Here is a 24,469-nt window from a genome sequence, read left to right as displayed (position 1 = left end):
CGACTGTTGGTTCTAAAAAAATTAGTAAAACATTGATATCAACAAACAGAAAATACCAAAAAAATAAAGCGCATTCAATCTCTTTCAAAGTAAAAAAATAAAGACGAAACACTATTTCATCAAAATCCTGAAATTTGACAAAAAAAATAAAACAATGTGAAATAATCATTGTTTTATTCTTGAATATTTTTTAAATGAGTAAATCGTTTTTTTGATTCAATTTTGATTGTTTTAGCAATTTTATTTTTTAAATTCTCTTCATAATTTTGGCCAAAATAGCAAGAAAACAATGTATTCAGAATATAATTAATCGATTCTTCTGTAGAAAAATTAGCAATTTTACTATATAGCTTTTCTCTTGAAGAAATCGTAAATGTCACATTAGCATTATTTCTTAACGTATTTTCTCCTCCACTCGTTAGTCCAATTAGAGAAACATTATTTTCTTTCAAATCTTTAATATGTGATAATGGGTCAATTGTATCATTTGTTCCTGAATAAGAGATAATAATGGCGCAATCTTTTTCTGTTAGCGATTGAGCGGCAATCGATGCTTCTAACGGATTGGTAACAATAATGTGTTTGCCAATTGTCAGCATCTTCCTTCTAAAAATATCTGCTAAATAAATATACGGACTAATACAAAAAAACATGATTGTATCCGCTTGAAGAAGAATTTGTGTTGCTTTAAAAAGTGTACTCTTATCCAGCTGGTTCAAGGTGTCTTCTAATGCTTCGGTTTGTAAGGTTTTTATATTACGTGCAATTTGCATATAGTCATCTTCTTTGTTAAACGGTATATTCGGATTGATTTCACCAGTATATTTTTGTTCATAAATGACTTCTTCTCTAAAAGCTAAAACAAACTCTCTCCAACCAGAATAGCCTAATTTTTTAGCAAAACGAACAAGACTTGCCTTAGAAGTATACGTTTCTTGCGCAATTTTTTCCATAGGTAGCTCACTGATTTGTTCCGCATTTGCTAATATAAATTCACCAATTATTTTTCGACTATCATTATAATTAAAAATAGTTTCTTCAATTTGTTGAAATAGATACATCTTTCTCACCTTTATTCTATCTGTTAACTATCTTTGTAATATTTCAGCATGTTTTGCAAGTTTTTTATACATAACTACCTGTAGTTTACGCTACATCTATTTTATCGTCCAATGCCTCAAAGACAGATAACTATGCTTTACAGGCATTTTATATACGATTACATTTTGACATAGCGGTGGTGTTTTAAATTGGTCATTCATTCAAGCTGGTTTATGCGATGAAATTAGTCTTGTCATTTCTCCAATTGCTAATGGTTCGATTACAACACCCTCTTTATTTGATACAAAAGAAGGTTTAACGATAGATTCTCCTGTTGCATCTAATTTAAAAAATGTCCAAACAATGACAGATAATGTTGTTTGGCTAACTTATATTGTAAATAATGTCTGTTAAGTATAAAAAATACCGTTACAACTTTTTCACAAGAAATGTAACGGTGTTTTTATTATTATGACTCAAATGCCTTTTTTATTCGATCAATAAAATTATAAATTGTCGGCGTTAACAAATTATTTTTTTTCCAAATAAGAACACAATTCGTTTGAATCTCAGGAATAATAGGTAAAAATTTCATATTTTCATTTTTTCGATTTGTAATTGCTCCTTCAATGGTCAATGCCGAGCCAACTTTATTTTCAACTAATGAAAACACATTAAAAATAAGATTGAACGTTCCTACAATATTTAACTTTTGGTTTTCTAAAGGTAACCATGATTGAATCATTGTTTGAATTTCCAAACGCGAAGAACAAAGCAGAGGAATGTCTATGAGTTCATTCACAGAAATAGTTGTTTTTTCTGCTAATAGTGATTCAGATGATACCAACAATCCCCATCTTTCTTTTCTAGGAAAAATAATTTTTTCATATTTTTCCGCTGAGATGGGTTCTAATAATAGTGCGATATCTAATAATCCTTTATCTAACCGCTCTATAATAGTGTCACTTGTACCACTAAAAATTGAAAAACGAACATTTGGATATTGCCTGATCATTTCTTCTAAAAACATTGCGATAGTATCTGAATTATCAGCTTCGACGCAACCAATCATAATTGTGCCGTCTAGTACAGTCTCTTTTCTATTTAAAAACTCTTGTTCCATACGATCACTGAGAAAAACAATTTCTTCTGCTTTGCTTTTTAATAATTGGCCTGATTCAGTTAAACGCATTTTATTTTTTTCTCTATAAAATAATTTCATACCTAACGATTTCTCGAATTGTTTTAGTTGACGACTCAAGGTTGGCTGAGTAATATCTAATAATTTTGCTGCTTTTGAGATATTTTCTTCTGAAGCAATTGCTAAAAAATATCGTAATAGTCTGATCTCCATTATTTATCTCCTTATTTTCATTCCATCCACATCCTACGCATACCTATTATACGCTTTTTAGTAAACTATTGTGAAAATAAAAAAGCCTCGATTCTTCATCGAAGCATTTTTAATAAAAAAAATACAATTATTATTTGATAATTTTCTATAATGCACCATAAAAATATGCCGCAGTTGCACCTCCATCAATCAAAAAATCAGCTCCTGTGATAAAGCTTCCTCTTTCACTCATTAACAATTCTGCCATATTTGCTACTTCATCTGCTGTTCCTGGCCTTTTTGCTGGGCTTTTAGCAAACATATTTTTATAAAACTCTCCTCTCTCACCATTAAACTCATCTATTGCTAAAGGAGTAACGATTATTCCTGGTGAAATAGAATTAATTCTGGCATTTTTTGCTCCCCACTTGATTGCTTCTGCCATAACGCGTTTGACATTACAGCGCTTAGCTAACTGATAAGCATGTAAGCTATCACTAATAACAGCTGGCTGTAAAAAATCCAAATCTAAAAGTTCTTCCGTAGGCGTAAGTGCCAATTTCTGATCTATGGCTTCACCTAATGCAGGCATTCGATAACCAGATTGGCTAGAAATGGTGACACCGACGCCATTTTTTTTGATAACTTTGCCTACTTCTTCTAATAATACTGCTGTTCCATATAAATCAACATTTAAAATAGTCTCAATGGATGCCTGGCTTGGTGATACTCCTGCCGCATTAATCAGCATAGTAATTTCACCATATGTTTGTGCATGAACAATCAATTTTTGAATTGACTTTCTTGAAGCAATATCAGTTGTCCAAACTTCAACATCAAAACCGGCATTCCTCATCGTTTCACCAATTAGCTTTGCATTCTCAATGTTTTTATCTGCAATGACAATTTTTTTACCATAACCTACTCTTCTAGCTATTGCCATTCCAATTTGACCAGCACCTGTTAAAAGAACTACATCTTTCATTTTTAATTACCTCCTTTTTAATTTACTATAATCGTTAAAGTGCACTCGAGGTCAAGTTTTTTTGATAATAGGAGCGCGTTTAATATTTGTCTATTTCATTGCTTGAATCACCGCTTGACTGTCGCTCTATCGTTCAAATAAACAATATTTAGTTTTTCCATCACTTGAGTTCATATAGAAAATCACCCGAAATAATTCGTTCTCGATAAAGATTAATCAGTTTTATTCACTGTTTAGCCTTACGAGCAAACAAAATCAGTTTATTCTCAAGCGTAAAGAAAAATGTTCCGCTACACCCAGAATTAAAATTTCCAACAATATTCACTTCCTTTGCTATTGATTAAGTTTCACTTTACACATTTAACTAAACTCTAAGACAAATAAAAAGTTAACAACTGTAAAGAATAACAATGAAAAATATGATAAGATATTTGGACAAGCAACAATACAGATAGGTTAAAAACTGAAAAGAGGAAAAAATATGAGAAACATTATTGTCACTGGAGGCAATCGTGGATTAGGTTATGAAATCGCCAAAACATTTGCTAATCAAAACAATCATATCATTATAGCTTGTAGAGATGTAGAACATGGTACTTACATGGCAAAAAAACTGCCCGGTAGTTCAGAAGTGATTGCTTTAGATCTATGTTCCGAACAATCTATTTATTCATTTACAAAACAATTAGCAGAGCGGCATTCAAAAATCGATGTTCTTATGAATAATGCTGGCATTTTTGATAATTCTGGTCAGAAAGTAACTTTTATGAAGCAATCGTTTAGTAATGTTTGGGTGACTAATACCTTAGGCCCTTATTTATTAACCAAACAAATGACTCCTCTGTTAAATAAATCCACTAACCCTAAATGTGTTTTTATGAGTAGTGTTGTTGGTCATCATAAACGTTTAAATCTCAAGATAATAACTGAACAACCCAGCATAGAAGTCTATAGTCAAAGCAAATATGCTGATTTATTACTCACCGAATTATTTGCGAAAGAACATCCAAGCTGGCAAGTTCTAGCTGCTCATCCTGGTTATTCAAATACAGCAATTTTTGACGGAAGAATTTCCGGATGGAAAAAGCAAGTAATACGACAAATGACAAATGTTTTTGGTCAATCCCCTAAAAAAGGAGCTCAATCAGCTATTTTAGCGATAAATGAAGATTTTTCTTCAGGTAGTTATATTGGTCCAAAATATTTAAAAGAATTATATGGCGCACCTCGCATACAACATATTCAAAAATATTATCACCCAGAAGATTTAGCCATATTTAGCCATTTTCTCACAGAGATACAAAAATAAAGTATAAAAACTGGCGACAAAAACTTAAATTCAGTTTTTTGTTACCAGTTTTTATTGAACTTAAATTGTCTTTCGCGTAATTTATTACTGATTTTTTAGTAAGATATAAAGCATGTTTTACTTTTTAAATTGATAGAAAACACTTCGCCATTTACTCGATAAAATTTAACTTTGTCGGTTTCATAACTACGGAAAATTTCCGATTGTTTTTCAATTGAGTAAAAAAATCGATCTCCGCTTTATTACAAATTCCTCGAATCTTGCGTATAATCCACAAAAATACTACTCATGATACAGCTGGAAACAATTAAAATAAATTTATCATTGCTCCAATTAATAACATATAGCAAACCAGTCCCATTTTTTATTCTTCAATTAAATAATAATAAATTGCGAAACTAGTGTGGATTATCTACTTTCTTTCATTTTCATTGTCACATAGATATTTCAGTTAGTTCGTCAAAAATAAGTTGAAATTCATAAAAATCGAACTTGGTTTCTTCCAGAATTTTTCACCTGATAAAGTGCTTTATCAGCTTTCTTAAATAGTTCATGGTAAGAAGAATCTACACTAGGAATTATTACTGAGCCACCTATACTGACTGTTACAAAACGATTCACTTTTGATGTTGCATGAGGAATTGAAAGTTCTTCTATTTTTTGTTTTAGATTTAATGCACTTTCCATTGCTACTTCTTGACTTACCTCTGTCATAATAATAACGAACTCTTCACCACCATAGCGCATTAACATATCCATTTCTCTCAATAAATTTTTTTGGAGAGTCTTGCCGACTTTAATAAGACATTTATCGCCTTCTTGATGTCCATAATAATCATTAAATCCCTTAAAATCATCAATATCTATAATTAAAAGTGCCATTGATGTTTGCTCATGCAAACAGCGACTCCATTCAGAATCAATCATCAAATTATATTTTCTTCGATTACCAATTCCTATCAAGTAATCGCTAAAAGAAAATTGTTGTAAAATTTCATTTTTTCTTTCCAATTCTAAATTTTGCTGCTCTATTTTTTCTCTTATCTGAAGTAATTCTTCTGTCCGTTCCCTTACAATTTCATCTAAATTAGCATTTACTTGGATTAATTCCTCTGATGTTTCCTCTTCTTTTTTTAGCGCACTGGCAAAGCGTTTCCCAATTACTAACGAATTAGCTAACGCAAAAATAAATAACCCGATTGGTGTAAGGTTTCCTCCTACTATTATTGATTTAAAAAAGGCCTGACTATTGTCGTTTATCCAAGGTGTAAAAAATAAAATATCGTTCATACTACTAATTAGTAAAGCTGCCATACCGCCACCAATTAACCAACTGTTTTTTTCTCTATGAATGAGTATCTTCATAAAAATAAATAAAACATACAAAATAACCAAGATGCTCCAAATCTGATAGCCGATTCTAATTACAGTAAATATTCTGGTAGGTGTTAAAATAACACTTAAAGAAAAAATAACTGCCATTATTTTGGAAACATTAATCCATTTATTTTTAAAATATCTAGGGAAAATCGATTGAAAGAACATTAATGCTAATGGAACACTAATATAATAAGTTAGAGTAAGAATTTTTTGAGCAATTTCCCAATTCATCTCCGGGAAAAAAACATATAAATAGCCATTTCCACTCAACAAAATTCTAGCGCCTATTAATAAACAAAATAAGCCAAAATAAAGTGCAGAACTATTTCCTTCTCTTCGGAAAAAGAACAAAATAAAGTGATAAACACCTAAACAAACTAATGCACCAAACAAAGCAAATCCTTTAGCTAATCTTTCAAATTCTAATCTTGAGACTTGTTTGACACTACCTAATTCAATTCTATCCACTAAACCCCCACTACGATGATGAAAATTTGCTACTTGAATTAAAAGTTCATTTTCGCCTTGATGCCCTTCAAAGAAAACAACTTGTGAGAAAGTTTGGGGAGTAGCGGTTTCTATAGATTCTCCAACATTGCCTGCTGAAGCAATCAATGTATCATTCACCCATAATTTATATGCAGTGCTGATTCTTGGAATCTTTAATGCAAAATCGCCATCATTTGGTAATTTAAAAGTTAAACGATAACTAGCATACCCATTTCCAGTATGACTATTTTTTATGGGATGTCTATTCCATGAACTAGGAACATCAATATATGTTTTATCTTGTTCATCTAGCAATTCATTTGGGGAAACTAATTGATTCCATTAGTTGTAAATAGCCGGATACATTTGCAAGTGACCCCTTCTTTTTACTTGTTTTTTGAAAAAACATTTAGTTTATCCTTTCACAAACTCCCAATGAATATTTTCTTTAAAATATTCATTGGAATAAATATTTTTATGATTACTATCAATATACCACTTTTTATCATTTGAAATCATTTTTAATGAACATTAAAAAATAGTTCTTAGTAAAGTTTATTTTTTAATTTAATAGGTTAAGACACAATATAAAATTTATTCCTCATATTTAAAGCAAAAACATTCCGATACAATGACTCATGTATCGGAATGTTTTTACTTAATTGAAATTTTTTTCGAAAGTACCATAAACTAAAACTTCTTTGTTTTGAACCATAGTTTGCCCCCTAGCAATAACTGTATCAATAGCTAAGTCTTGGTTAAGTAAGCAAAAATCAGCATCTTTTCCTATTGTGATGTGTCCTTTATTCTCCAATTTCAAAATATCTGCTGGATTTTTTGTAATGGCACGAATTGCGATTTCTAATGGAATATTTTCTTTTAAAACTGCTTCTTGAATATTAATTAAAAGTGACTGAGAACTCCCAACACCTAAACCAATAAATTCCCGTTTTTCGTTGAAATAAGGTAAACTACCCTGACCATCTGAAGTCATTGTAAAACGATCATTAGAAACACCTTCGTCTAATAGACGTTTCAATCCTTTGCTAAAGCGAACTTCGCCATCGGTTTCTTCCCAAAAATCAGGATTTTCACTACCAGTAAAGTCAATGTAGCCTCCACGCTTGGCATAAGCTACACAAGCCTCAAATACTTCCGGTGTCCGATTGGCATGAGTTGGCCAAAACTGGCTCATTGGAATTTCTGTATGATTCACGGTTTCTTCAATAAGCTTCAATCGATCTTTTCCATCACCTAAATGAACATTAATAATCCCTGCTTTTCCTGAAAGCATGCCACCAACACGAGCGTCGGCTGCGGCACGAGTAAATTCTTCAAAAGAAGGCTGTGAAGAGCGATGATCAGAAATAGCAATTTCGCCAATCCCAATAATTTTGTCAATTGTTAAAAAGTCTTTAATAATTGAGCCCGTCACGGTTTTAACAGGCAAACGATAAGAACCGACATAAACGTAAGTCGAAATCCCTTCTGCTTCCAAACCGCGTGCTTTGCTGATTAAAGCGGTCATGTCGCGTCCTTCACCATCGGTTCCTAGACACCCAACAACTGAAGTGACTCCGGCTGTCGTCAATTGTGTTAAAGTGACTTCTGGTGTCCGGTTTTGAAACCCACCTTCACCACCGCCACCTAAAATGTGAAAATGTCCGTCAATAAAACCTGGAGTCAAGATCTTGTTACGACCATCGATTTCTTCTACTTTGCAACCAGTGACTTGCAAATCAATCTGATTATCTATTGCTAAAATTTTATTTTCTGTATAAAGCACGTCTTTGATTCCTAAATCATCGGGTGCATATACGTGCGCTTGACGTATAATTTTCAACATACAAAAATCCTCCTTACTGTAAACCAATCATAACAGCAATCACAATGAAAATTGAACCTAAGATAAATAAAAATCCTTGCATCTTGATTTGGAATTTTGCCCATTTAATCCAATCAATACGTGCAACTCCTAACACACCAATTAAACTTGCAGAAACAGGAGTAAAAGCATCCATAAATCCTGAACCTAATTGATACGCTAATACAGCAATTTGTCGAGAAATTCCTAATAAATCCGCTAAAGGTGCCATAATCGGCATAGTTAAGGCTGCTTGACCAGAGTTTGAAGTAACAACTAAGTTAAATAAACTTTGGAAAATGTACATAGCCCATGCTCCAACAACTGCCGGAACACCTGTTAATGCAGAACCAATACTATGAAGAACAGTATTCAAAGTAGAATATTGACTTGCATCTGCTCCACCTAACACTAATAAAATTCCTTTTGCCATCCCTACAACCACTGCTGTACCAGCTAAATCTGCTGCACCACTTTGGAAAGAGGTCGCAATATCATTGATGCCCATATCGTTTACTTTGAAAATTACAGCAAAAATACCTGCTAATAAACCCATCACAAAGAATTGAGAAGCAATTTCTGGAATGTAATAGCCTTTTTGTGTGACACCCCAAACAATCCAAATTAAAACAACTAACATTTCAAGTAAAATCACCTTGTGTCCTAATTTAAATTCATTACTTTCATTCACATTATTTTCAATGTGTTTGCGAAAATACGCATCTGACTTATAAACAATTGAAGACTCTGGATTTTTACGAATTTTTTCAGCATAAACCATCAAGTAAGCCGCAGCTAAAGCGGTCACTACACCCCACATAATCAAACGGAAAGTGGCACCAGATAAAACAGGTATTCCTGCAATTCCTTGTGCTACCGCAACACTAAATGGACTCATCCAAGAAGTTGCATTTCCGACTTGTGAAGCAACGTAAGTCACAGTGACAGCGACAATCGAATCATATCCTAAAGCAATCACAAATGGCACCATAATCATCGAGAAGGGAATAACTTCTTCGGCCATCCCGAATGTAGCACCACCAAATGAAAACGCAAAGAATAATAACGGCAAAGCTAATCGTTCTAATCCTTTTGTGCGATTGATAAACGCATAAATCCCTGCGTCAATCGCTCCCGTTCGCATGATAATCCCAAATGCTCCACCAACTACTAAAATTAATGCAACAATTCCAACTGCCGAACCATATTTATCACCTGACACTAACCCTTCAAAGATAAAATTCAAGAAACCAAATCCACCAAAATCGTCGGTTCCCCAAATTTTAGCTGTTTTATGCAACTTTTCAGAAGTGTCATAAATCGCATCGCCATATTCTTCATAAAGTACATCATCTGTTAAAGCAATCTCGTCTAGTTTTTCTTGCGAAAGATTTTTTTCACCTTCCGTTAAAACAGCTTCTAATTGCTCTTTTTCTACACCTAATGTATCTAAAGCTTCAGGATTATCCACTAATTCTTCTAGTTGGTCAAATACAAATTGAGTGTCTAAATTATACGCATACCGAAAAGAGTCCTGTTCTAAAACGGTTCTCGAAGCTACACCGCCACTCGCATCCTCATATTGAATTTCTTTTGTGCTGAATTTCCCAGCAGGAACTAAAAACGTGAGCAACCATGCAAAAATAACGACACAAAAAATAATGACATATGTATGCGGTGTTTTTAGTTTTGTTAAATCTGTTTTGCCTTTCTTCATCCTAATCCTCCTACATATTCTATGAATAAATAATCATAAACGAATAACATTATACATTAAATACTCAAGATTGAAAGCTTGTATTAAAGAAGTTTTAGATTCAGGGAAAAATAAGCGTTGCCTTAACAAACAAGCCATAGCTCTGCGAACTAGCTATGGTTGCTTTTGCTTATTCGATTGTATTAAGTAATTCAATAAACGCATCTGGACTGATGAATTTTATATCGATATCACTCATATAAAGTTTTAAATCAGTTGCTGAAAGTTTTTTATTTTTTGAAACAACATAAATTTTTTTCTTTAAAGCACTTGCGATTCCTAATTCAAAATAACTCGTTTCGTCTAAATTTCCTAAAGTAAAGATAAAGGCTGCTTTTAGCATGAAATATTTAATGTCTTCCAAGTGATGATACATCCCTGTTTGAATACAATTTATGGGAATAGCCACTGCTGCAACTCTTCCCTTCTCATCTTCAAACAGTTTAGGATTGACTAATAATTGACTTTCCTGTCTTGGATTAGTTGTTATTTGATAGATAGTATTTGACATTTTTTTGCACCTCTCTTTGATAGTATCAGCTAATCACTTCTTCCAACATACATTTTTCTAAGCTTTTCAACACCTAGATAACCTCCTACGCCCAACCACAAAACAACCACTACTATAAATAAATAGTTATAGTTTTTAGTAGCTGGATAAGTTACTTCTAAATGATTGAGGCCTTTTTGAGAAAGAAGAATTGGGGCACCAATTGGGCTGAATGTTACATCTGCTATTTCTAACTTTGTTTGGTTAAAGTTTAGTTCGGTTCCCTTATAAGCGACAATCGGAACCATAGTTTCTTCTTCCAAAGCAAACCATTCAATAATTAATTTTCTATCCTTTACCTTTTTATCAAACCCTTTTGCTTCAATGATTTCTTGGCGATACAGTTCATACTTATTGTCAGCAGTTTTTTGATAAATGGGAACATAATCTGGCGTAGACTTGTTAACCAATTGTAACAATTCGGATAGATTATGGGAATGGAAACTATCGACCACCTCTTCTACCACTGCTCCTGTGAATCGGGCATGTTTTCCTAAATAAGTTGCTGGCGATTGTTGATACTGCATAAATAAGTGAAAACTACTCACCAAAATCGTCTGTATTATACTAATAATTACTACGCCTTTTTCAACTTTTTTATTCCTTTTTTGTGTTTTTTGCTGGATTAATCCCCAATAAAGACCACATAAAACGATAAACGGCATAAAAAAGCGAAACGGAAATTGAATGAGTTCAATGATTTTAAATGATTGCTCAGAAAGTAGTTTCCAAGGAATCAAATTAGTGGAGAAAAGCAAATATACTAAAGAAATACCTCCAATAAACAAGGTCGGTTTCGGTAATTTTTTTCGATACACGCTTGTTTCTTTGATTAGCCAAAATATCACGCCCAAAAAGCTTATCGGGGTCAACAACCAGTAAGCACTTTGATAATTGATAGTACTCAAATATATTTCTTTATTAACAAAAGGTGCAACCAATTGATTATCAGTATAGAGCTGATACAGCACCAACCAAATATTCATTGAAAAAATGCCACACACAATCATGCTACTTGCTAGCTGTTTGAATAACATTATTTTCTGATTAGACATTATCCATACATAGATAAATACTAGAAAATAGATGCTAACTAACAGTAAGCTCGTAAACAAATGTGTCTGAACCATGGCAGCTACACTCAATCCGACTGTTACAATTGGCAAACGTCGCTTATCAATTAATTCTTTCATCGGAATTAAACATATTGGCAATAACGCTATCCCCCAACTGCTAAACCCTTGCCGAAGGACCCAATATTGAATAGCATAGGTCGTCACAAAAAAGAAACTAATTGGGTAACGAAAGTATTGATCAATTTGGTAGTGCTTTAACAATTGATTCATTGAAAAAAAAGCCAAAAAAGCAAGCAACAAATTACTACTAAGCTGATAACGAAACCATGTTCCAGTTAGTAATAATAAGCCTCCCTGAAAGTACGCAATCAGCGGACCATATAACGCATTGACAATTCTTCCTGATTCATGAAATCCATACATCGAAATAAAATACTGCCAATTTTGTTCTTTCATTTGCATCGCAGTATCATAAAAGCGATTAAAATGAAAAAGACTATCTGAACCTAATATAACTTGTTGCGAAAATATCTGGGGCCCAAATAATAAACAAATAGCACCTAGATAGCCAATTAATCGCCTATTTTTCAAAAAAAAGTTCATTCTATCACCTCGAACAAAGCTTAGGTGAATGCCAATTATTTATAAAGCAATAAAAGGAAACATCCTATTAAATCAACATGTTCGATATTGTTGCGAGGAAAAATACTCAAATTTAGCGAGAAAAAAATAGGAGTTTGCTATACTTAAAAGGAGAAAATAATAGCTAGGTGAAGAAATGAAAATCGGAAAAATTATTAAAGACGAACGCTTAAAGCGAGACCTGACACAAGAGCAATTGGCTCAAGAATTTTTTGTTACCAGACAGCTCGTATCCAAATGGGAGAATGGTAAAAGTTATCCTGATTTAGATCAAGTTGTTAAAATGAGTGAATGGTTTGAATTACCACTAGATTACTTGTTGAAAGAAGATACCAAAATGCTTGATGAATTAAATTTTGATACGAAGTTAAAAAAGCGCATTAAATTAACTAGTATTATTCTCGGCTTGGTTTTAGTAGGTGTTATGCTTGGAGGATTTATTTTCTTTGTACTCATTGACCAACCATTTTTGCAAGCATCTGATATCGAGATAACCAAAGTAGAAAAAATAATATTACCAAAAGAAACCATCATAAATTCTGAGACAAACGAAACGTGGACCCTACCTGAAGATGTCGAATATAAAATCCATTTTAAAACAGCCAAACCTTTCGTAAACCTTACAAAATATACAGGCTTTGTTAATATATCAAATGATCATAGCTTGCAAATTTTATTAGGTGGTGGCAATTGGTCACTAGTTGGTGGAAAAAAAGAATCCATTATTTATATCCAGTCCGAAAGAAAAAATTTAACTACCCCTCGATTAAATAGCGGTAAAGACATTTATTTAATGAGCAGAAGAAAAGTCGATTCAGAAAAACTACATCAATTGGAATTATGGTCTGACAAAATTTTAGATTGGAATGAATTGAAAAATCTTCCCAATAACCATTAAAACAGACGGATTCGTTTTTTTGATAGTTAGACCCTTCTAAAAAACTTTTAAAAGTTTTTTTGCGATGGATTTAAATTCCCTTCCTTTTATATAGAATCCCATCTATATTTAGAGTCTTTTAAAAGTTTCAAAGCTAATAACCTCTCGTTTTAGTTATGAATTGACCCTTTTTAAAAAGAGCCGTATGCTTACAGTAGAAAGGATGTGTATCTGTGTATTCATTAGTCAAAAAGATTATTACTGAAAAAGATATTCAGCGCCAAGTTTCCTTATTGGAGCAATTACTCAATCATCCCAACATTACTGTTAAAGAGCTAGCGCGACAAATCAAAACCACTGAACGTACAATTTTTTCTGATTTACAACTGATTCGAGAACAATTACCCAATGGCTGGCAAATTGATTCGAGTAGCCAAGGTATTCAATTAATAAACAAAAAAAGACAATTAACTAATGATTTATGGACCTTATTTTTGCCACAATCGATTAGTGTTCAATTTATCAAAGCTCTTTTTTTTACTAAGGAATTAACTACAGCAAACTTTCTCCAAGAAAATGGGCTTTCTTTGGAAACACTTCGACGACATACAAATAAGATGAATCGCTATTTACAGACCTATCATATTAAAATTAAGCTAACAACAAAAACTGCACAGCTTTTAGGGAATGAAAGTGCGATTCGAATCTTTTTTCATCGGTTGTTATTACCTTTTACTCATAATAATTATTTTTTTGAAAATTATGCTATTCATGAAGAACATTATTATCATTATTTAAAGCAGATAAATCAATCTTCTTTAGCCGTTGAAACAGAGCATATTTTTGGCACATGTTGGTTTTTTATTAACACGATTCGAATGAAAGTCAATTGTCGAATTGACAAGTTTCCTTTTGAAGAAGACGATTATTTGTACCAACTGTATAAGCAACCCTTAAAGGATTTATACGAAAAAGAAGGTATTTATCTACGTGAAGATGAAAGTTTTTTTGCTTTTTTTTGTTTTCTAGAAAGCTGGAATTATAATAATTCTTTTGGTGACGCGATTGCACTAGCCAAACATTATCCTGTATTAATGGCAGTGGCTGATAAACTCACCGAGCAAGTGACCAAGCAAACGCAGATTTCTTTACAACAATCCTCATTAGCAGAAAATCTATTACTACTTCTATTAAAATATAGTGAATCAACATGGTTATCTGAACAATTCCAATTAGAATACCATGAATTACTTACAGAACGAAAAGACAGTGAACGTTATCAAAGTGATGCTGAAATTTTACCCATTCTTCAGCCAATTATTCAATTAGATGACCCTACGTATTTATTGAATCTCATTTCATTGTTAGAACAACAAGCTTTGTTTGCTAATCAACCACAAATGATGACCGTCTATTTTATTTTTCAAGGCGAACCTGCATGGAAAGCTTTTTTACAACAAGAATTAACCGATTTGCTAGGTCGTAGAGTGCACCTAACAAATCTGGAAGTTTCACAAATAGAACAAACACTATTTGAAAAACAGGATATTATTGTTTCGAATGTTCCTTTAGACTTTGTTCCTGTAAAACATCTCTACATTTCAACCATACCCACAAAAAATGAGCTACGGCAATTAACCGAGCTCACTTTAGAACACTATTTATAGTTTACTTAAGCTCCTTGGATATCTGGCTCTGCCGATGCGTAATTCGTTTCGTCAGAGCTTTTTCGATTTCAACAATTAGGAAGAGTAACGCAACATTCGCAAAAATAATCATGTGTTGACTGCTAGTTAAGGTAGTTGTTCCAATCCATTGTTGCATAAGTGGGACAAACAAAACCGTTGCTTGTAAAAGTGTCAAAATTCCTAATGAAAGAAAGAGTGGTCGATTTTGGAATAAGCCTTTATTAATTGAAGGATTAGTTAATTCACGACAATTAATCATGTAAACAGCTTGGGCTAATACAATATTTTGTAATAGAATTGTCTGCTGTAGTGCTTGACCCTCAAATTGCATAGCCAAAACGTAAGCTGGAATCATAATTAATAATGAAACATATATGACTCTAAACAAACTATAGCCAGATAAGATGCTCTCATCAGCAGTTCTCGGCGGACGATTCATAATATCTTTGCCAGCTTTTTCGAAACCTAACGCATATGAAAGTGTGATAGTCGTAACCATGTTTACCCATAAAATTTGAATTGGTGTCAACGGCAAGGGATGGTTCATTAAGAGTGCGAAAATTACCACTAGACCTTGAGCTAACGCAGTTGGTAAAAAGAAGTTAATGGTCTTCTTTAAATTATCAAAAATCTTGCGTCCTTCTTTTACTGCTTTAGCAATTGTATGGAAATTATCATCTGCTAATACCATATCTGCTGCTTGTTTACTGACTTCGCTTCCTTTAATTCCCATAGCGATTCCTATATCGGCTTTTTTTAGTGCCGGAGCATCATTTACACCATCGCCTGTCATACCAACGATTTCCCCATTGGCTTGTAACGCACTTACAATTCTCAGTTTGTGTTCAGGTGTCGTTCTAGCAAAGATATCTACTTTTTGTACTTGCTCTGCTAATTCTTTTTCACTTAATTGATCAATTTCAATTCCTTCTAAAACAACAGCTGTATGCTTCAAACCAATTTCTTTACCTATTGCTTGAGCAGTATCTTTATGATCACCCGTAATCATCTTCACTGCAATCCCTGCTGTTTGACATTCTTTGACCGCTTGAATGGCGCTTTCTTTTGGTGGATCAATAATACCTACTAAGCCAGCAAAAGTTAATTCTTTCAGTTCTTCGTGGGTTAATTCTTGATGCTGTGCCACTTTTTTAAAGGCGAACCCTAATACTCGTTGACCTTGTTGGGCAAAGGACATTGCTTGTTCTTGCCAGTTATTTCGCTCTTCTTTACTTAAATTCGTTTTATCCAGCAAAACTTCTGGTGCTCCTTTGACAAAAATGATTGCTTGCTCCCCTTCTGGATGTAGCGTCGCCATATATTTATAACTAGAGCTAAATGGTATTTTGCTTTGAATTGTTTTTAACGTTGCTTTGGGAGTCTGCTCCTCTACATAATGTAGCAAAGCCAATTCGGTCGGATTTCCTTTTAACTCAGAAGTTTTTTGATTATCTGATAACTTTAATTCCTGACAGTTGTTCATAATTTCTAAAATACGCTCGTCATGCTGGGCAGCAATATTGACTACCGTCATTTCATTTTTAGTTAAAGTGCCCGTTTTATCTGAACAAATGACCGTCATGGAACCTAATGTTTCAACAGAAGGCATACTCTTAATAATCGCATTTTCTTCAGACATCTCCTTCACACCCATTGACAAAATCATGGTTAAAACAGCTGGCAAGCCTTCTGGAATCATCGCTACAATTAATGCAATCATTGCTGAAAAGATTAATTGCCATTCCATCCCATAGTGTAATGTCGTAAAGAATAAGAGAAATACAACTAAAACCATGATGCCTCGGAAAATTTGTTGGTTCAATTGATGAATCTTTCTCACTAAAGGCGTTGTTTGCTGCTTAACAGCTTGTAACGCTTGATTTATTTTTCCAATTTCTGTTGTATCACCCGTTTCAACCACAATTCCAAGTGCCGAACCTGCTTGAACCAAGGTTCCTGAAAAAGCCATATTTTTTTGATCACCTGCAGGAGCCTCTTCTGTTAATACCAAGGTAGCTTTTTCTGCAGCCTCTGACTCACCTGTTAAAATGGATTCTTCAATTAATAACTCATGGACTTCAAGTAAACGAAGATCTGCTGGTACAACATCGCCAGCTTTTAATGCCACTATATCGCCTTGAACTAATTCTTCAGTTGAAACACTTTGCTTCATTCCATCAATTAAAATGACCGCTTCTTGACTCATCATTTGCTTCAAACCATCCAATGACTCTTCTGCTTTACGCTCTTGCCAATAGCCAACTAAACCATTTACGACAACGACTAAAAAGATAATCCCGCCTTCGACATATTCGCCTGTTACAAATTTTAAAATTGCAGCTGCCAATAGAACCAGCATCAGTAAATCTGTAAAATGCTTTAAAATTTTCTGCCATGTTTTTAACTGCTTTCGTTCTGCCATTTTATTAGAGCCGTTTTCGACTAAACGCTTCTTACGTTCTGTTGTAGACAAACCCGTTTCTTTTGTCTTAATTTGTTTCATGATTTCTTGATTTTCTAATTGATACCACTTCATGAAATATTCCCCCTCTTTTCTTGATAGCTTAATTATAGGTGGAATTATCACCTATTATTGGTCGATAATTTCAGTCAGGTCTGAAAAAAATGAAGTGAAAAGTGATTAGCAAAAGACATTACTTATGAAATAGTCATATACAAGCAATATTCTATAACCTTTGATATAAAACAAAACTATGGTAAAATCGTTTTCATAAGGAGGGATTTTTTTGACTAGAAAAATTATTACAGGAAAACAAGTAACTTCATCCGGACCGTATTCGCATGCTGTTGATGCTGGAGACTATTTATTTTTTTCAGGGCAAACAGCCTATAATGCACTTGATTATGATGGCAAGAAGTTGGACATTACCACCCAAACTCACAAGTGTTTCGCACATTTACAAGATGTGATGACAGAAGCTGGTGTTAGTTTAGATGATGTCGTAAAGGTGAATGTCTATTTAACTGGCATGAAATATTTCGCTGAAATGAATGCCGTCTATGAAAAGCAATTTACAGCCCCTTATCCAGCAAGAACCTGCGTAGCTGTACTTGAATTACCTTTGGAAGCCGATGTTGAAATTGAATGTATCGTTAAAAAGAAGCTGTGACAAACAATTTTCATTGTTGTCACAGCTTCTTTTAGTTATCATCTATTTTATACTGTTAATTCAATTAAATTTCCTTCTGGATCTTGAACAACAGCTTCATAATAACCATCTCCAGTTGTACGAGGTCCATTTAATAATGGATAACCATCTTCTAAAAAGCGTTCAACAAAATCATCCACATTCTGCTTACTACCAACTGAAATGGCGATATGGGTATATCCTAATGTATCTACGCTCCGATCAGATAGAAAATTTTTCGTTGTTAATTCTATTCTACTTCCCGTTTCAAAAGTTAAAAAATAGGATTGAAAGCCTGTTTTCTTATTATGGTAACGTTCACTAGGTTGCGCTTTAAAATAATTCATATAAAATTCTTTCATTTTCTCTAAATCCTTTGTCCAAATTGCCACATGTTCTATATGCATTCTACTTCTCTCCTTGTCTATAAATAATAAAAGCTAACTTTATGAATAAAGTTTAAAAACTTCGCAAAAAATTATACATGCGCCTTCCAAAGGCACTCTGTAATTTCAAATTCTGAAAATACTGCTTGAAATGATGATTGTTCCGGACTACAAGCATAGATGCCGAATGAAATTTTTTGTTTTCCTTGATGCAAATGACAAATACGCATCTGCTTAAATTCCACACCATCTAATGAATAATCTAAACGATAGTCGGCTTTTCTTCTACTAAGTCGATACCAAATTGTATCTATTTTTGAAGAAATATCCATCGTTGCCCAGTCAGAATAACCTAAGTTTGTAACGACACTTCCTAAACGTTGCGTTTCATTATTTTTGTACTCTGATGAAGCTTTTAACCAATTATCAGAATCTAGATAGACGATAATTCCACATTGATCAAATCTTGTTTGGGTATTAAAACGAGTTTTTACAGTAAAAGAAAAATATTCTTCCTCAGTGTCTAGTTGTAAAGCAGGTGCGTTATCATTCCGAAACCCATAAAATGTTCGTTGCCAAAAATCAGTGTGCGGTTCAGTTGTAATTGAAATGCGATTATCAGCTATTTCGTATTCTTTAGGTTGATTGGTCCACCTTAAGTTTTCATTACTAAACTTCACATAACCTCCCCTTTCTTATAAGTTACTGTAATTCTAATGGATGTTCTTCATAAAATCAATGATGAATAAAAAGGTTATCGTACTTACTAGATTAGTGGCGTTTTTCAATCATGCAAATACTGCTTCTTTATCATTTTAAATAGTTTTTTAATATAAAAAGAAGCAACTTAAAATATATATGTTAGCAATATTAATACATACCCTCTACTTCTGTGAGTAAAATTGTTGGAATCCAAAAATAAGTATCGAATAAAAACCATTTAAACGATACTTACTTAAGGATATAAGATAAAACACTCAATTTTCAGACAGAAAGTTCTCTTTTATTTTTTGTTTTTTTTCTCTAGTTAAATGTAAATATTGCTCTAGATAATCATCAATACTACCCGCCATTCTTTTCATTTCCTTGATTGCTGCATCGTAATACATTTCTTTAGTCGACATTAAACCTGATAAATATTCAAGCACAGTATCATTATCTGTATACTTCCGATATTCACTCATGCGCTTCTCATTTCTGAATTCCATCATTTTTTTTGTCAGCATATAGTCCTTTTTAACTTCTTCTTCACTTACATCAAGAGCAAATAATGTAATCATTGCTCCAAAACCTGTTCTATCCTTTCCTCCTTTGCAATGATGTAATATACCTAAATTACTTTCATCGCTTAGTAAGTTCAAAAACTGTGTATATTGCTTGTTCGCATATTCTGTATTCACAAGCTCTTTCATTTGTTCTGCCATTTCATCCGTGCGCTTACGTAGGGAGTTACGACCGTCTTCAGTAGCTGCTTCTTTCAACAAAGCATCGATCTTTTTTTGATCATCAATTATATTACCACTGGCAACAGCTGCAATCGGTGCATTTGGAGAAAGATTAATTTCTCGGACACCCCCAATTTTTTTATCTGGAGCTTTTATAACCTCATCAATACCTCTGAAATCTACAACAGTCTTGACACCATAATCTTCAAGAAATTTAACATCACTATCTGTTAACTTACCTAATGCATCAGAACGAATCATTTTTCCATATTTTACAGTTTTTCCTTCTTTATTTTTTATCCCTCCTATATCACGAGTATTAAATGTTCCTTCTAGATTTAAAATTTTTGTCATTAAGCAATCACCTCTATTTATTTTCCCTTTACTGTGTTCTCTTGAAGTTCCTCTTCCGAAACATAACGCCGGTCTAAGTATTTAAAGAACGGAATGTATAGTGTAAAAATAGCAAACATTTGAATTATTTGAACAACAGCACCTTGCCAGCCTGCTACAAGAAATCCAGACAATATAGGAGGCATTGTCCACGGAACTGCAATAGATACAATTCTCATAAATCCTATTTTAATTGCAAAATAGGCGATTAATAATGATACCACAGGAGCAAGTGACATTGGAACAAGAAGAACAGGATTTAATACCATAGGAATACCAAACTTCATAGGTTCACTAATTCCAAACATACCAGGAACCACAGCAACTTTTCCAATTGCTTTCAATCGTTTTGATTTGGGTAAGAAAAATAACATTACCGATAATACTGTGTGTCGTGGACCTTTAAAAGCTTCCAAGAAATAGGAGTTAACAACTTTTGTTGCTGGCAACCCTGACGCCACATTAGAAGCGTTTTCAATAGCACTTGGCATAAATAATGTATTGTTCACTGCGCTTGTAACGTTGCTTCCATGAATTCCAAAAAACCAAAAAAATTCTCCTAATAAAGCCAAAAATACCATAGTCCAGATAGATCCCCCAAGCCCTTCTAACGGTGCCTGTAAAAGTGCATAAATCATTGTGTGTACATCTACCCATTGTGTCATACCAACTAAGACATTTAAAATAACAAATAGAGTAACTGTTCCAACAGCTGGAATCAGCGCTTCAAATGAAGCAGAAATTGCTGGTGGGACTGCTGATGGCATTTTAATTTTAAGTCCTTTTTCAGAAATAATATAGAAAAGATACGTCGCAAGTAGCGAAATTACAATTCCTACAAACATTCCTCTCGAACCCAAGTAAGTAGTGGTAAATACATTTATAGTAGATTCGCCGACTAAAGCTGGTGTCATTGGTGTCACTACAAAAAATGATACAATGGCTACTAATATCGAATTAATCTGATTTGACTTTATTAATCTTGACATATCGTAAGCTAATACAACCACTAGATAAATCGAGATGATGTCATTAGTCATTTGAGACCCTACACTAAAAATGTTAATTAAACCAGTATTAGTAATAAATTCTGTCCATGGTTCAAATGGAAAACTAATTAGCAACGTCGCAAGTGATCCAATCATTGTGACTGGTAAAAGCCTTGCCATACCAGCTGCAATTGTTTTTACAATAATGTTACTTGAGAATTTTGTTACTCCTTTATTTAGATTTTCTGCAAAACTCCCACTCATAACTATATCCCTCCTATGTTAACTTTTTCTAATGTTTCTTTTAGCACTTTTTCTCCATTCATCAATCCATAATCTGCCATATTAATTACAAATACAGGAAATTCTAGTTCCTTAGTTAAATCTTCTAATTTATGTCCAATTTGAGGACCTAATAATAGGACATCTGAGTCCAAATGATTCTCAATATTCTCCTCGGCAACAGCTATAATTTCAATATCCATATTTTTCTTTTCAGCTGCTTCAACCATTTTTTGCACAAGCATACTGGTTGAAAATCCTCCAGAACATGCCAATAATATTTTTTTTACCATTTTATTTAAGCTCCTTTTTCAATTTGTTTAAATCTTTTGCGTATTCGATCATTTCTAATACCATGTCTTTAATTGTCATTGCAGTCATTAAATGATCCTGAGCATGAATCATTAATAACGACAATTCTTGTTTCTCTCCTCGTACTTCTGCTTGAATCAGGTCAGTTTGCACTTTATGTGCCAATATCATAGATTCAGAAGCTGCCTTTAATTGTTCCTCTGCTTTTTCAAAATCTCCTTTCCTTGCAGTTCTTAGGGCAACTAAACATTTTGCTTTGGCATCACCTGCGTTTAAAATGATATTCATAATTTCTTGTTCCATTATTTTCTCCTTATATATAGTCTTTTATAAACGCCTTAAAGTTTGGGTATGTTTCAGATAATTGTAGTAATTTCACTTTATTTATATCTTTCATTATTCGAACAATAAAATCACTTATTTCTTGATGTAATAATAAATGACCTTTTTGTACATTTAACACAAAAATACAGCGCACATCTTTACCTAAATGATAAATACTATTCTTTAATAAAATAACACCTATACTATCTATATTTGCCATTTGCGTTAAACTATGAGGCGCAGCTATTCCATTTTCATAAATAGTGGAAAACCGCATTTCTCTTTCAATGACAGAATTTGTAAATCCTTCTTTTGCATAACCTTTCAAAACCATTTTTTCACACATTTCTTGAATAAGATTCAAATACTCCCCATCTTCTTTAACAAGAAACAATTCCTTATAAAATAAATTTTTAACAGTAAGTGTTTTTGCAGTATAGTCAAGATCCCCAAATAATACTTTATCTTTAAGTTTTTTTAGCTCTTTATCGGTTAAGGATTCATTTATTAAAATCAGTTTATTTTTATAGCTAATTTGATTCAATGGGCGTGTAGATATAACAAGTTCCACATCCTCCCACGAATGCTTGTTAATTGCCGCAAAAGGAACAACTACGATATTTGCATATGGAAACATATAGTGAAGTTTTGTCTTTGCAAGAGTTGTCGAACCTCTCATATGATCAACAATAAACGCAATTGTTTTAATACTTTGTAATTTTTCTTGGTTTTCTTTTTCAATATGAGTAGCAAAATGTAATGCCAAATATCCAATTTCATCTCGTGATAATTCATAATTTTTCAATTCATCATAATAGTCAATAAATCGAAGTGCTATTAAAAATGCGCTCATATATTGAATCGATACAAATCCAACTAATGGATCAGATAATGTTAATCCATAAGAAACACGCATAATCAATGGCGCAATGTGTAACAATAAATTATCAAGTAAGCTTTCATCTTGACTGAATGTAGTCGCAAAATCTTGATCTATTTTATTAAGTACTTCTTTAATCGATGTTTCTAACTCTAATTTTTGTTTACTTGGTACATTCTCAGAACTAGCCTTTCCAAATATTTGCGAGGCAACTAAATCGATTTCTTCATCTGAAATAGTAATATCATACTTTTTTTCAATAAATGAAATTATTTTTTTCGTAATAGTATATAAACTTTCATCAATCATACTTCGATTAATTTCAATTTCATTAAGATAGTTTCCTTGCATAACTCGATAAACTAATATTTTTATATGAAATAATATGGATTCAATAGCATTATTTGACATAACAATATGATAGTCATTTAATAGAGTGACGAAATAATCTGTTTCTGCTGTAAAGTCCAATTCTTTTATGAAATCAAAAAACTCCAAAGGTAAAAATTCACTTGCTACAATTTCTCCGCTAATTTTCGATAGTAATTGTCTAATGTCTTTTTCATTCCCTATGACTTTCGTTCCATAATGAACTTTGGAATCTAATTCAAGATGGTGTTGATTCAGTTGTTTACGAACATCTTCCATATCATTAATAACTGTTGATCTGCTAACATCAATAATTTCAGCAATTTGATCGAGTGAAATATAACCAGTATTTTGTAATAACAAAAACAATATTAATGAAATTCGATAATTCTTTCGATTCATATTCTGTTGAAAATTATTTGTTTGATCTACTATATATTTTTCGAACACCTCCTCATTAGAAACTTGTAGAAAATACCCTCGTTTACTGACTGTCACAATCGAAAAACCATTTTTTTCTCCATCTTTTCTTAACTCTTTTAACAATTCTCGAATTTTACTTTCTGAAAAGAGAAGTATTTCTTTCAGCTGTTCCATGGAAGTTATGTTACCTGACTGAAGTGCTTTTAATAATTCTATATTCATGATATTAATCACCTACATTTATTATTTCATTCAATAACCTATCTGAAAAGATGAAAAAAAGTAACTTTTTTTCTTTTATTTATACTATTGTAAGAATGTTACTATGTCATTTCTTATTTCTAAAGATAAAAGATAAAAAATAGAACTAGCATAAAAAAGTTCTAGTATAAGAAAACTGTAACCAGACAAAACTAAAAATCCTAATAATTCTATTTATTCTTAATGATTACATAAATTGTATGTATAAGTTAATTTATAAATTCTTTCTAGAAACGGTTTTATGCAAACTGCTAAATACTTGTATT

At 32.8% G+C, this 24,469-nt stretch carries 21 protein-coding genes; 5 read left to right on the top strand and 16 right to left on the bottom strand.

From position 1 onward, the window contains the following. Positions 1 to 173: 173 nt before the first annotated feature. A complete protein-coding gene (locus DOK78_RS08940) occupies positions 174 to 1,061 on the bottom strand; it encodes a MurR/RpiR family transcriptional regulator (protein WP_207940678.1) in 888 nt (295 codons plus the stop codon). Between the two features lie 199 nt (positions 1,062 to 1,260). Here DOK78_RS08940 and DOK78_RS08935 point away from each other — a divergent pair, with 199 nt between their 5' ends. Beyond that, positions 1,261 to 1,455: a hypothetical protein gene (locus DOK78_RS08935; RefSeq protein WP_207941456.1), complete on the top strand. Its 195-nt coding sequence runs from the start codon at positions 1,261 to 1,263 to the stop codon at positions 1,453 to 1,455. Positions 1,456 to 1,510: 55 nt separating this feature from the next. Here DOK78_RS08935 and DOK78_RS08930 read toward each other — a convergent pair whose 3' ends face one another. Further along, positions 1,511 to 2,395: a LysR family transcriptional regulator gene (locus DOK78_RS08930; protein WP_207940679.1), complete on the bottom strand. Its 885-nt coding sequence runs from the start codon at positions 2,393 to 2,395 to the stop codon at positions 1,511 to 1,513. A gap of 145 nt (positions 2,396 to 2,540) precedes the next feature. Then, the gene (locus tag DOK78_RS08925) at positions 2,541 to 3,359 is read right to left on the bottom strand and encodes an SDR family oxidoreductase (RefSeq protein ID WP_207940680.1); all 819 of its coding nucleotides are present in this window, start codon (positions 3,357 to 3,359) and stop codon (positions 2,541 to 2,543) included. A gap of 481 nt (positions 3,360 to 3,840) precedes the next feature. Here DOK78_RS08925 and DOK78_RS08920 point away from each other — a divergent pair, with 481 nt between their 5' ends. After that, positions 3,841 to 4,668: an SDR family NAD(P)-dependent oxidoreductase gene (locus DOK78_RS08920; RefSeq protein WP_207940681.1), complete on the top strand. Its 828-nt coding sequence runs from the start codon at positions 3,841 to 3,843 to the stop codon at positions 4,666 to 4,668. 477 nt (positions 4,669 to 5,145) lie between these two features. On the opposite strand, the gene DOK78_RS08915 is transcribed toward DOK78_RS08920, so the two are convergent. From DOK78_RS08915 to DOK78_RS08895, 5 genes are all read right to left on the bottom strand, one after another. Then, positions 5,146 to 6,852: a sensor domain-containing diguanylate cyclase gene (locus DOK78_RS08915; RefSeq protein WP_207940682.1), complete on the bottom strand. Its 1,707-nt coding sequence runs from the start codon at positions 6,850 to 6,852 to the stop codon at positions 5,146 to 5,148. 343 nt (positions 6,853 to 7,195) lie between these two features. Further along, entirely contained in the window at positions 7,196 to 8,380 is a 1,185-nt protein-coding gene (gene iadA, locus DOK78_RS08910) for a beta-aspartyl-peptidase (protein WP_207941457.1), read from the bottom strand. Positions 8,381 to 8,396: 16 nt separating this feature from the next. Then, complete coding sequence (yfcC, locus tag DOK78_RS08905; RefSeq protein ID WP_207940683.1) at positions 8,397 to 10,118, bottom strand: putative basic amino acid antiporter YfcC; 1,722 nt, start codon at positions 10,116 to 10,118, stop codon at positions 8,397 to 8,399. A gap of 169 nt (positions 10,119 to 10,287) precedes the next feature. Further along, positions 10,288 to 10,668, bottom strand: coding sequence for a hypothetical protein (locus DOK78_RS08900; RefSeq protein WP_207940684.1), 381 nt, complete (start codon positions 10,666 to 10,668; stop codon positions 10,288 to 10,290). 29 nt (positions 10,669 to 10,697) lie between these two features. Continuing rightward, positions 10,698 to 12,386: a hypothetical protein gene (locus tag DOK78_RS08895; protein ID WP_207940685.1), complete on the bottom strand. Its 1,689-nt coding sequence runs from the start codon at positions 12,384 to 12,386 to the stop codon at positions 10,698 to 10,700. 175 nt (positions 12,387 to 12,561) lie between these two features. On the opposite strand from DOK78_RS08895, the gene DOK78_RS08890 reads away from it, so the two are divergent. Together DOK78_RS08890 and DOK78_RS08885 are read left to right on the top strand one after the other, a co-directional pair. Further along, positions 12,562 to 13,323 (top strand): helix-turn-helix domain-containing protein, encoded by a 762-nt coding sequence (locus DOK78_RS08890; protein WP_207940686.1) that lies wholly within the window; start codon positions 12,562 to 12,564, stop codon positions 13,321 to 13,323. 212 nt (positions 13,324 to 13,535) lie between these two features. Beyond that, positions 13,536 to 14,969, top strand: a complete 1,434-nt coding sequence (locus tag DOK78_RS08885) for a helix-turn-helix domain-containing protein (protein ID WP_207940687.1) — start codon at positions 13,536 to 13,538, stop codon at positions 14,967 to 14,969. Between the two features lies 1 nt (position 14,970). Here the strand turns inward: DOK78_RS08885 and DOK78_RS08880 are convergent, their stop codons facing one another. After that, the gene (locus DOK78_RS08880) at positions 14,971 to 17,526 is read right to left on the bottom strand and encodes an HAD-IC family P-type ATPase (RefSeq protein WP_207940688.1); all 2,556 of its coding nucleotides are present in this window, start codon (positions 17,524 to 17,526) and stop codon (positions 14,971 to 14,973) included. A 211-nt stretch (positions 17,527 to 17,737) separates the two neighbouring features. Here DOK78_RS08880 and DOK78_RS08875 point away from each other — a divergent pair, with 211 nt between their 5' ends. After that, complete coding sequence (locus DOK78_RS08875; RefSeq protein WP_207940689.1) at positions 17,738 to 18,121, top strand: RidA family protein; 384 nt, start codon at positions 17,738 to 17,740, stop codon at positions 18,119 to 18,121. 47 nt (positions 18,122 to 18,168) lie between these two features. Here the strand turns inward: DOK78_RS08875 and DOK78_RS08870 are convergent, their stop codons facing one another. The 7 genes from DOK78_RS08870 to DOK78_RS08840 all read right to left on the bottom strand — a co-directional run bounded on the left by DOK78_RS08870 (position 18,169) and on the right by DOK78_RS08840 (position 24,164). Then, positions 18,169 to 18,546, bottom strand: coding sequence for a VOC family protein (locus tag DOK78_RS08870; protein WP_207940690.1), 378 nt, complete (start codon positions 18,544 to 18,546; stop codon positions 18,169 to 18,171). 71 nt (positions 18,547 to 18,617) lie between these two features. Then, positions 18,618 to 19,205, bottom strand: coding sequence for a DUF1349 domain-containing protein (locus DOK78_RS08865; RefSeq protein WP_207940691.1), 588 nt, complete (start codon positions 19,203 to 19,205; stop codon positions 18,618 to 18,620). 297 nt (positions 19,206 to 19,502) lie between these two features. Beyond that, the gene (locus DOK78_RS08860; protein ID WP_207940692.1) at positions 19,503 to 20,324 is read right to left on the bottom strand and encodes a tyrosine-protein phosphatase; all 822 of its coding nucleotides are present in this window, start codon (positions 20,322 to 20,324) and stop codon (positions 19,503 to 19,505) included. 17 nt (positions 20,325 to 20,341) lie between these two features. Continuing rightward, positions 20,342 to 21,616 (bottom strand): PTS sugar transporter subunit IIC, encoded by a 1,275-nt coding sequence (locus DOK78_RS08855; protein WP_207940693.1) that lies wholly within the window; start codon positions 21,614 to 21,616, stop codon positions 20,342 to 20,344. A gap of 2 nt (positions 21,617 to 21,618) precedes the next feature. Then, positions 21,619 to 21,927: a PTS sugar transporter subunit IIB gene (locus DOK78_RS08850; RefSeq protein ID WP_207940694.1), complete on the bottom strand. Its 309-nt coding sequence runs from the start codon at positions 21,925 to 21,927 to the stop codon at positions 21,619 to 21,621. A gap of 1 nt (position 21,928) precedes the next feature. After that, positions 21,929 to 22,249 (bottom strand): PTS lactose/cellobiose transporter subunit IIA, encoded by a 321-nt coding sequence (locus DOK78_RS08845; RefSeq protein WP_207940695.1) that lies wholly within the window; start codon positions 22,247 to 22,249, stop codon positions 21,929 to 21,931. Between the two features lie 10 nt (positions 22,250 to 22,259). Beyond that, positions 22,260 to 24,164 (bottom strand): BglG family transcription antiterminator, encoded by a 1,905-nt coding sequence (locus DOK78_RS08840; protein WP_207940696.1) that lies wholly within the window; start codon positions 24,162 to 24,164, stop codon positions 22,260 to 22,262. Positions 24,165 to 24,469: the final 305 nt, after the last annotated feature.

It is taken from the genome of Enterococcus sp. DIV2402, from assembly GCF_017426705.2.
Taxonomy (GTDB): domain Bacteria; phylum Bacillota; class Bacilli; order Lactobacillales; family Enterococcaceae; genus Enterococcus_F; species Enterococcus_F lowellii.
Note: the sequence above shows the minus strand (reverse complement) of the source record. Positions and strands in the feature narration are given on the sequence as shown.

Coding starts and splice junctions, on each gene's coding strand:
- DOK78_RS08840 (WP_207940696.1), bottom strand. CDS start 24,164: ATGAATATAGAATTATTAAAAGCACTTCAGTCAGGTAACATAACTTCC.
- DOK78_RS08845 (WP_207940695.1), bottom strand. CDS start 22,249: ATGGAACAAGAAATTATGAATATCATTTTAAACGCAGGTGATGCCAAA.
- DOK78_RS08925 (WP_207940680.1), bottom strand. CDS start 3,359: ATGAAAGATGTAGTTCTTTTAACAGGTGCTGGTCAAATTGGAATGGCA.
- DOK78_RS08850 (WP_207940694.1), bottom strand. CDS start 21,927: ATGGTAAAAAAAATATTATTGGCATGTTCTGGAGGATTTTCAACCAGT.
- DOK78_RS08870 (WP_207940690.1), bottom strand. CDS start 18,546: ATGCATATAGAACATGTGGCAATTTGGACAAAGGATTTAGAGAAAATG.
- DOK78_RS08930 (WP_207940679.1), bottom strand. CDS start 2,395: ATGGAGATCAGACTATTACGATATTTTTTAGCAATTGCTTCAGAAGAA.
- DOK78_RS08920 (WP_207940681.1), top strand. CDS start 3,841: ATGAGAAACATTATTGTCACTGGAGGCAATCGTGGATTAGGTTATGAA.
- DOK78_RS08860 (WP_207940692.1), bottom strand. CDS start 20,324: ATGACAAAAATTTTAAATCTAGAAGGAACATTTAATACTCGTGATATA.
- DOK78_RS08890 (WP_207940686.1), top strand. CDS start 12,562: ATGAAAATCGGAAAAATTATTAAAGACGAACGCTTAAAGCGAGACCTG.
- DOK78_RS08940 (WP_207940678.1), bottom strand. CDS start 1,061: ATGTATCTATTTCAACAAATTGAAGAAACTATTTTTAATTATAATGAT.
- DOK78_RS08880 (WP_207940688.1), bottom strand. CDS start 17,526: ATGAAGTGGTATCAATTAGAAAATCAAGAAATCATGAAACAAATTAAG.
- DOK78_RS08855 (WP_207940693.1), bottom strand. CDS start 21,616: ATGAGTGGGAGTTTTGCAGAAAATCTAAATAAAGGAGTAACAAAATTC.
- DOK78_RS08895 (WP_207940685.1), bottom strand. CDS start 12,386: ATGAACTTTTTTTTGAAAAATAGGCGATTAATTGGCTATCTAGGTGCT.
- DOK78_RS08900 (WP_207940684.1), bottom strand. CDS start 10,668: ATGTCAAATACTATCTATCAAATAACAACTAATCCAAGACAGGAAAGT.
- yfcC (WP_207940683.1), bottom strand. CDS start 10,118: ATGAAGAAAGGCAAAACAGATTTAACAAAACTAAAAACACCGCATACA.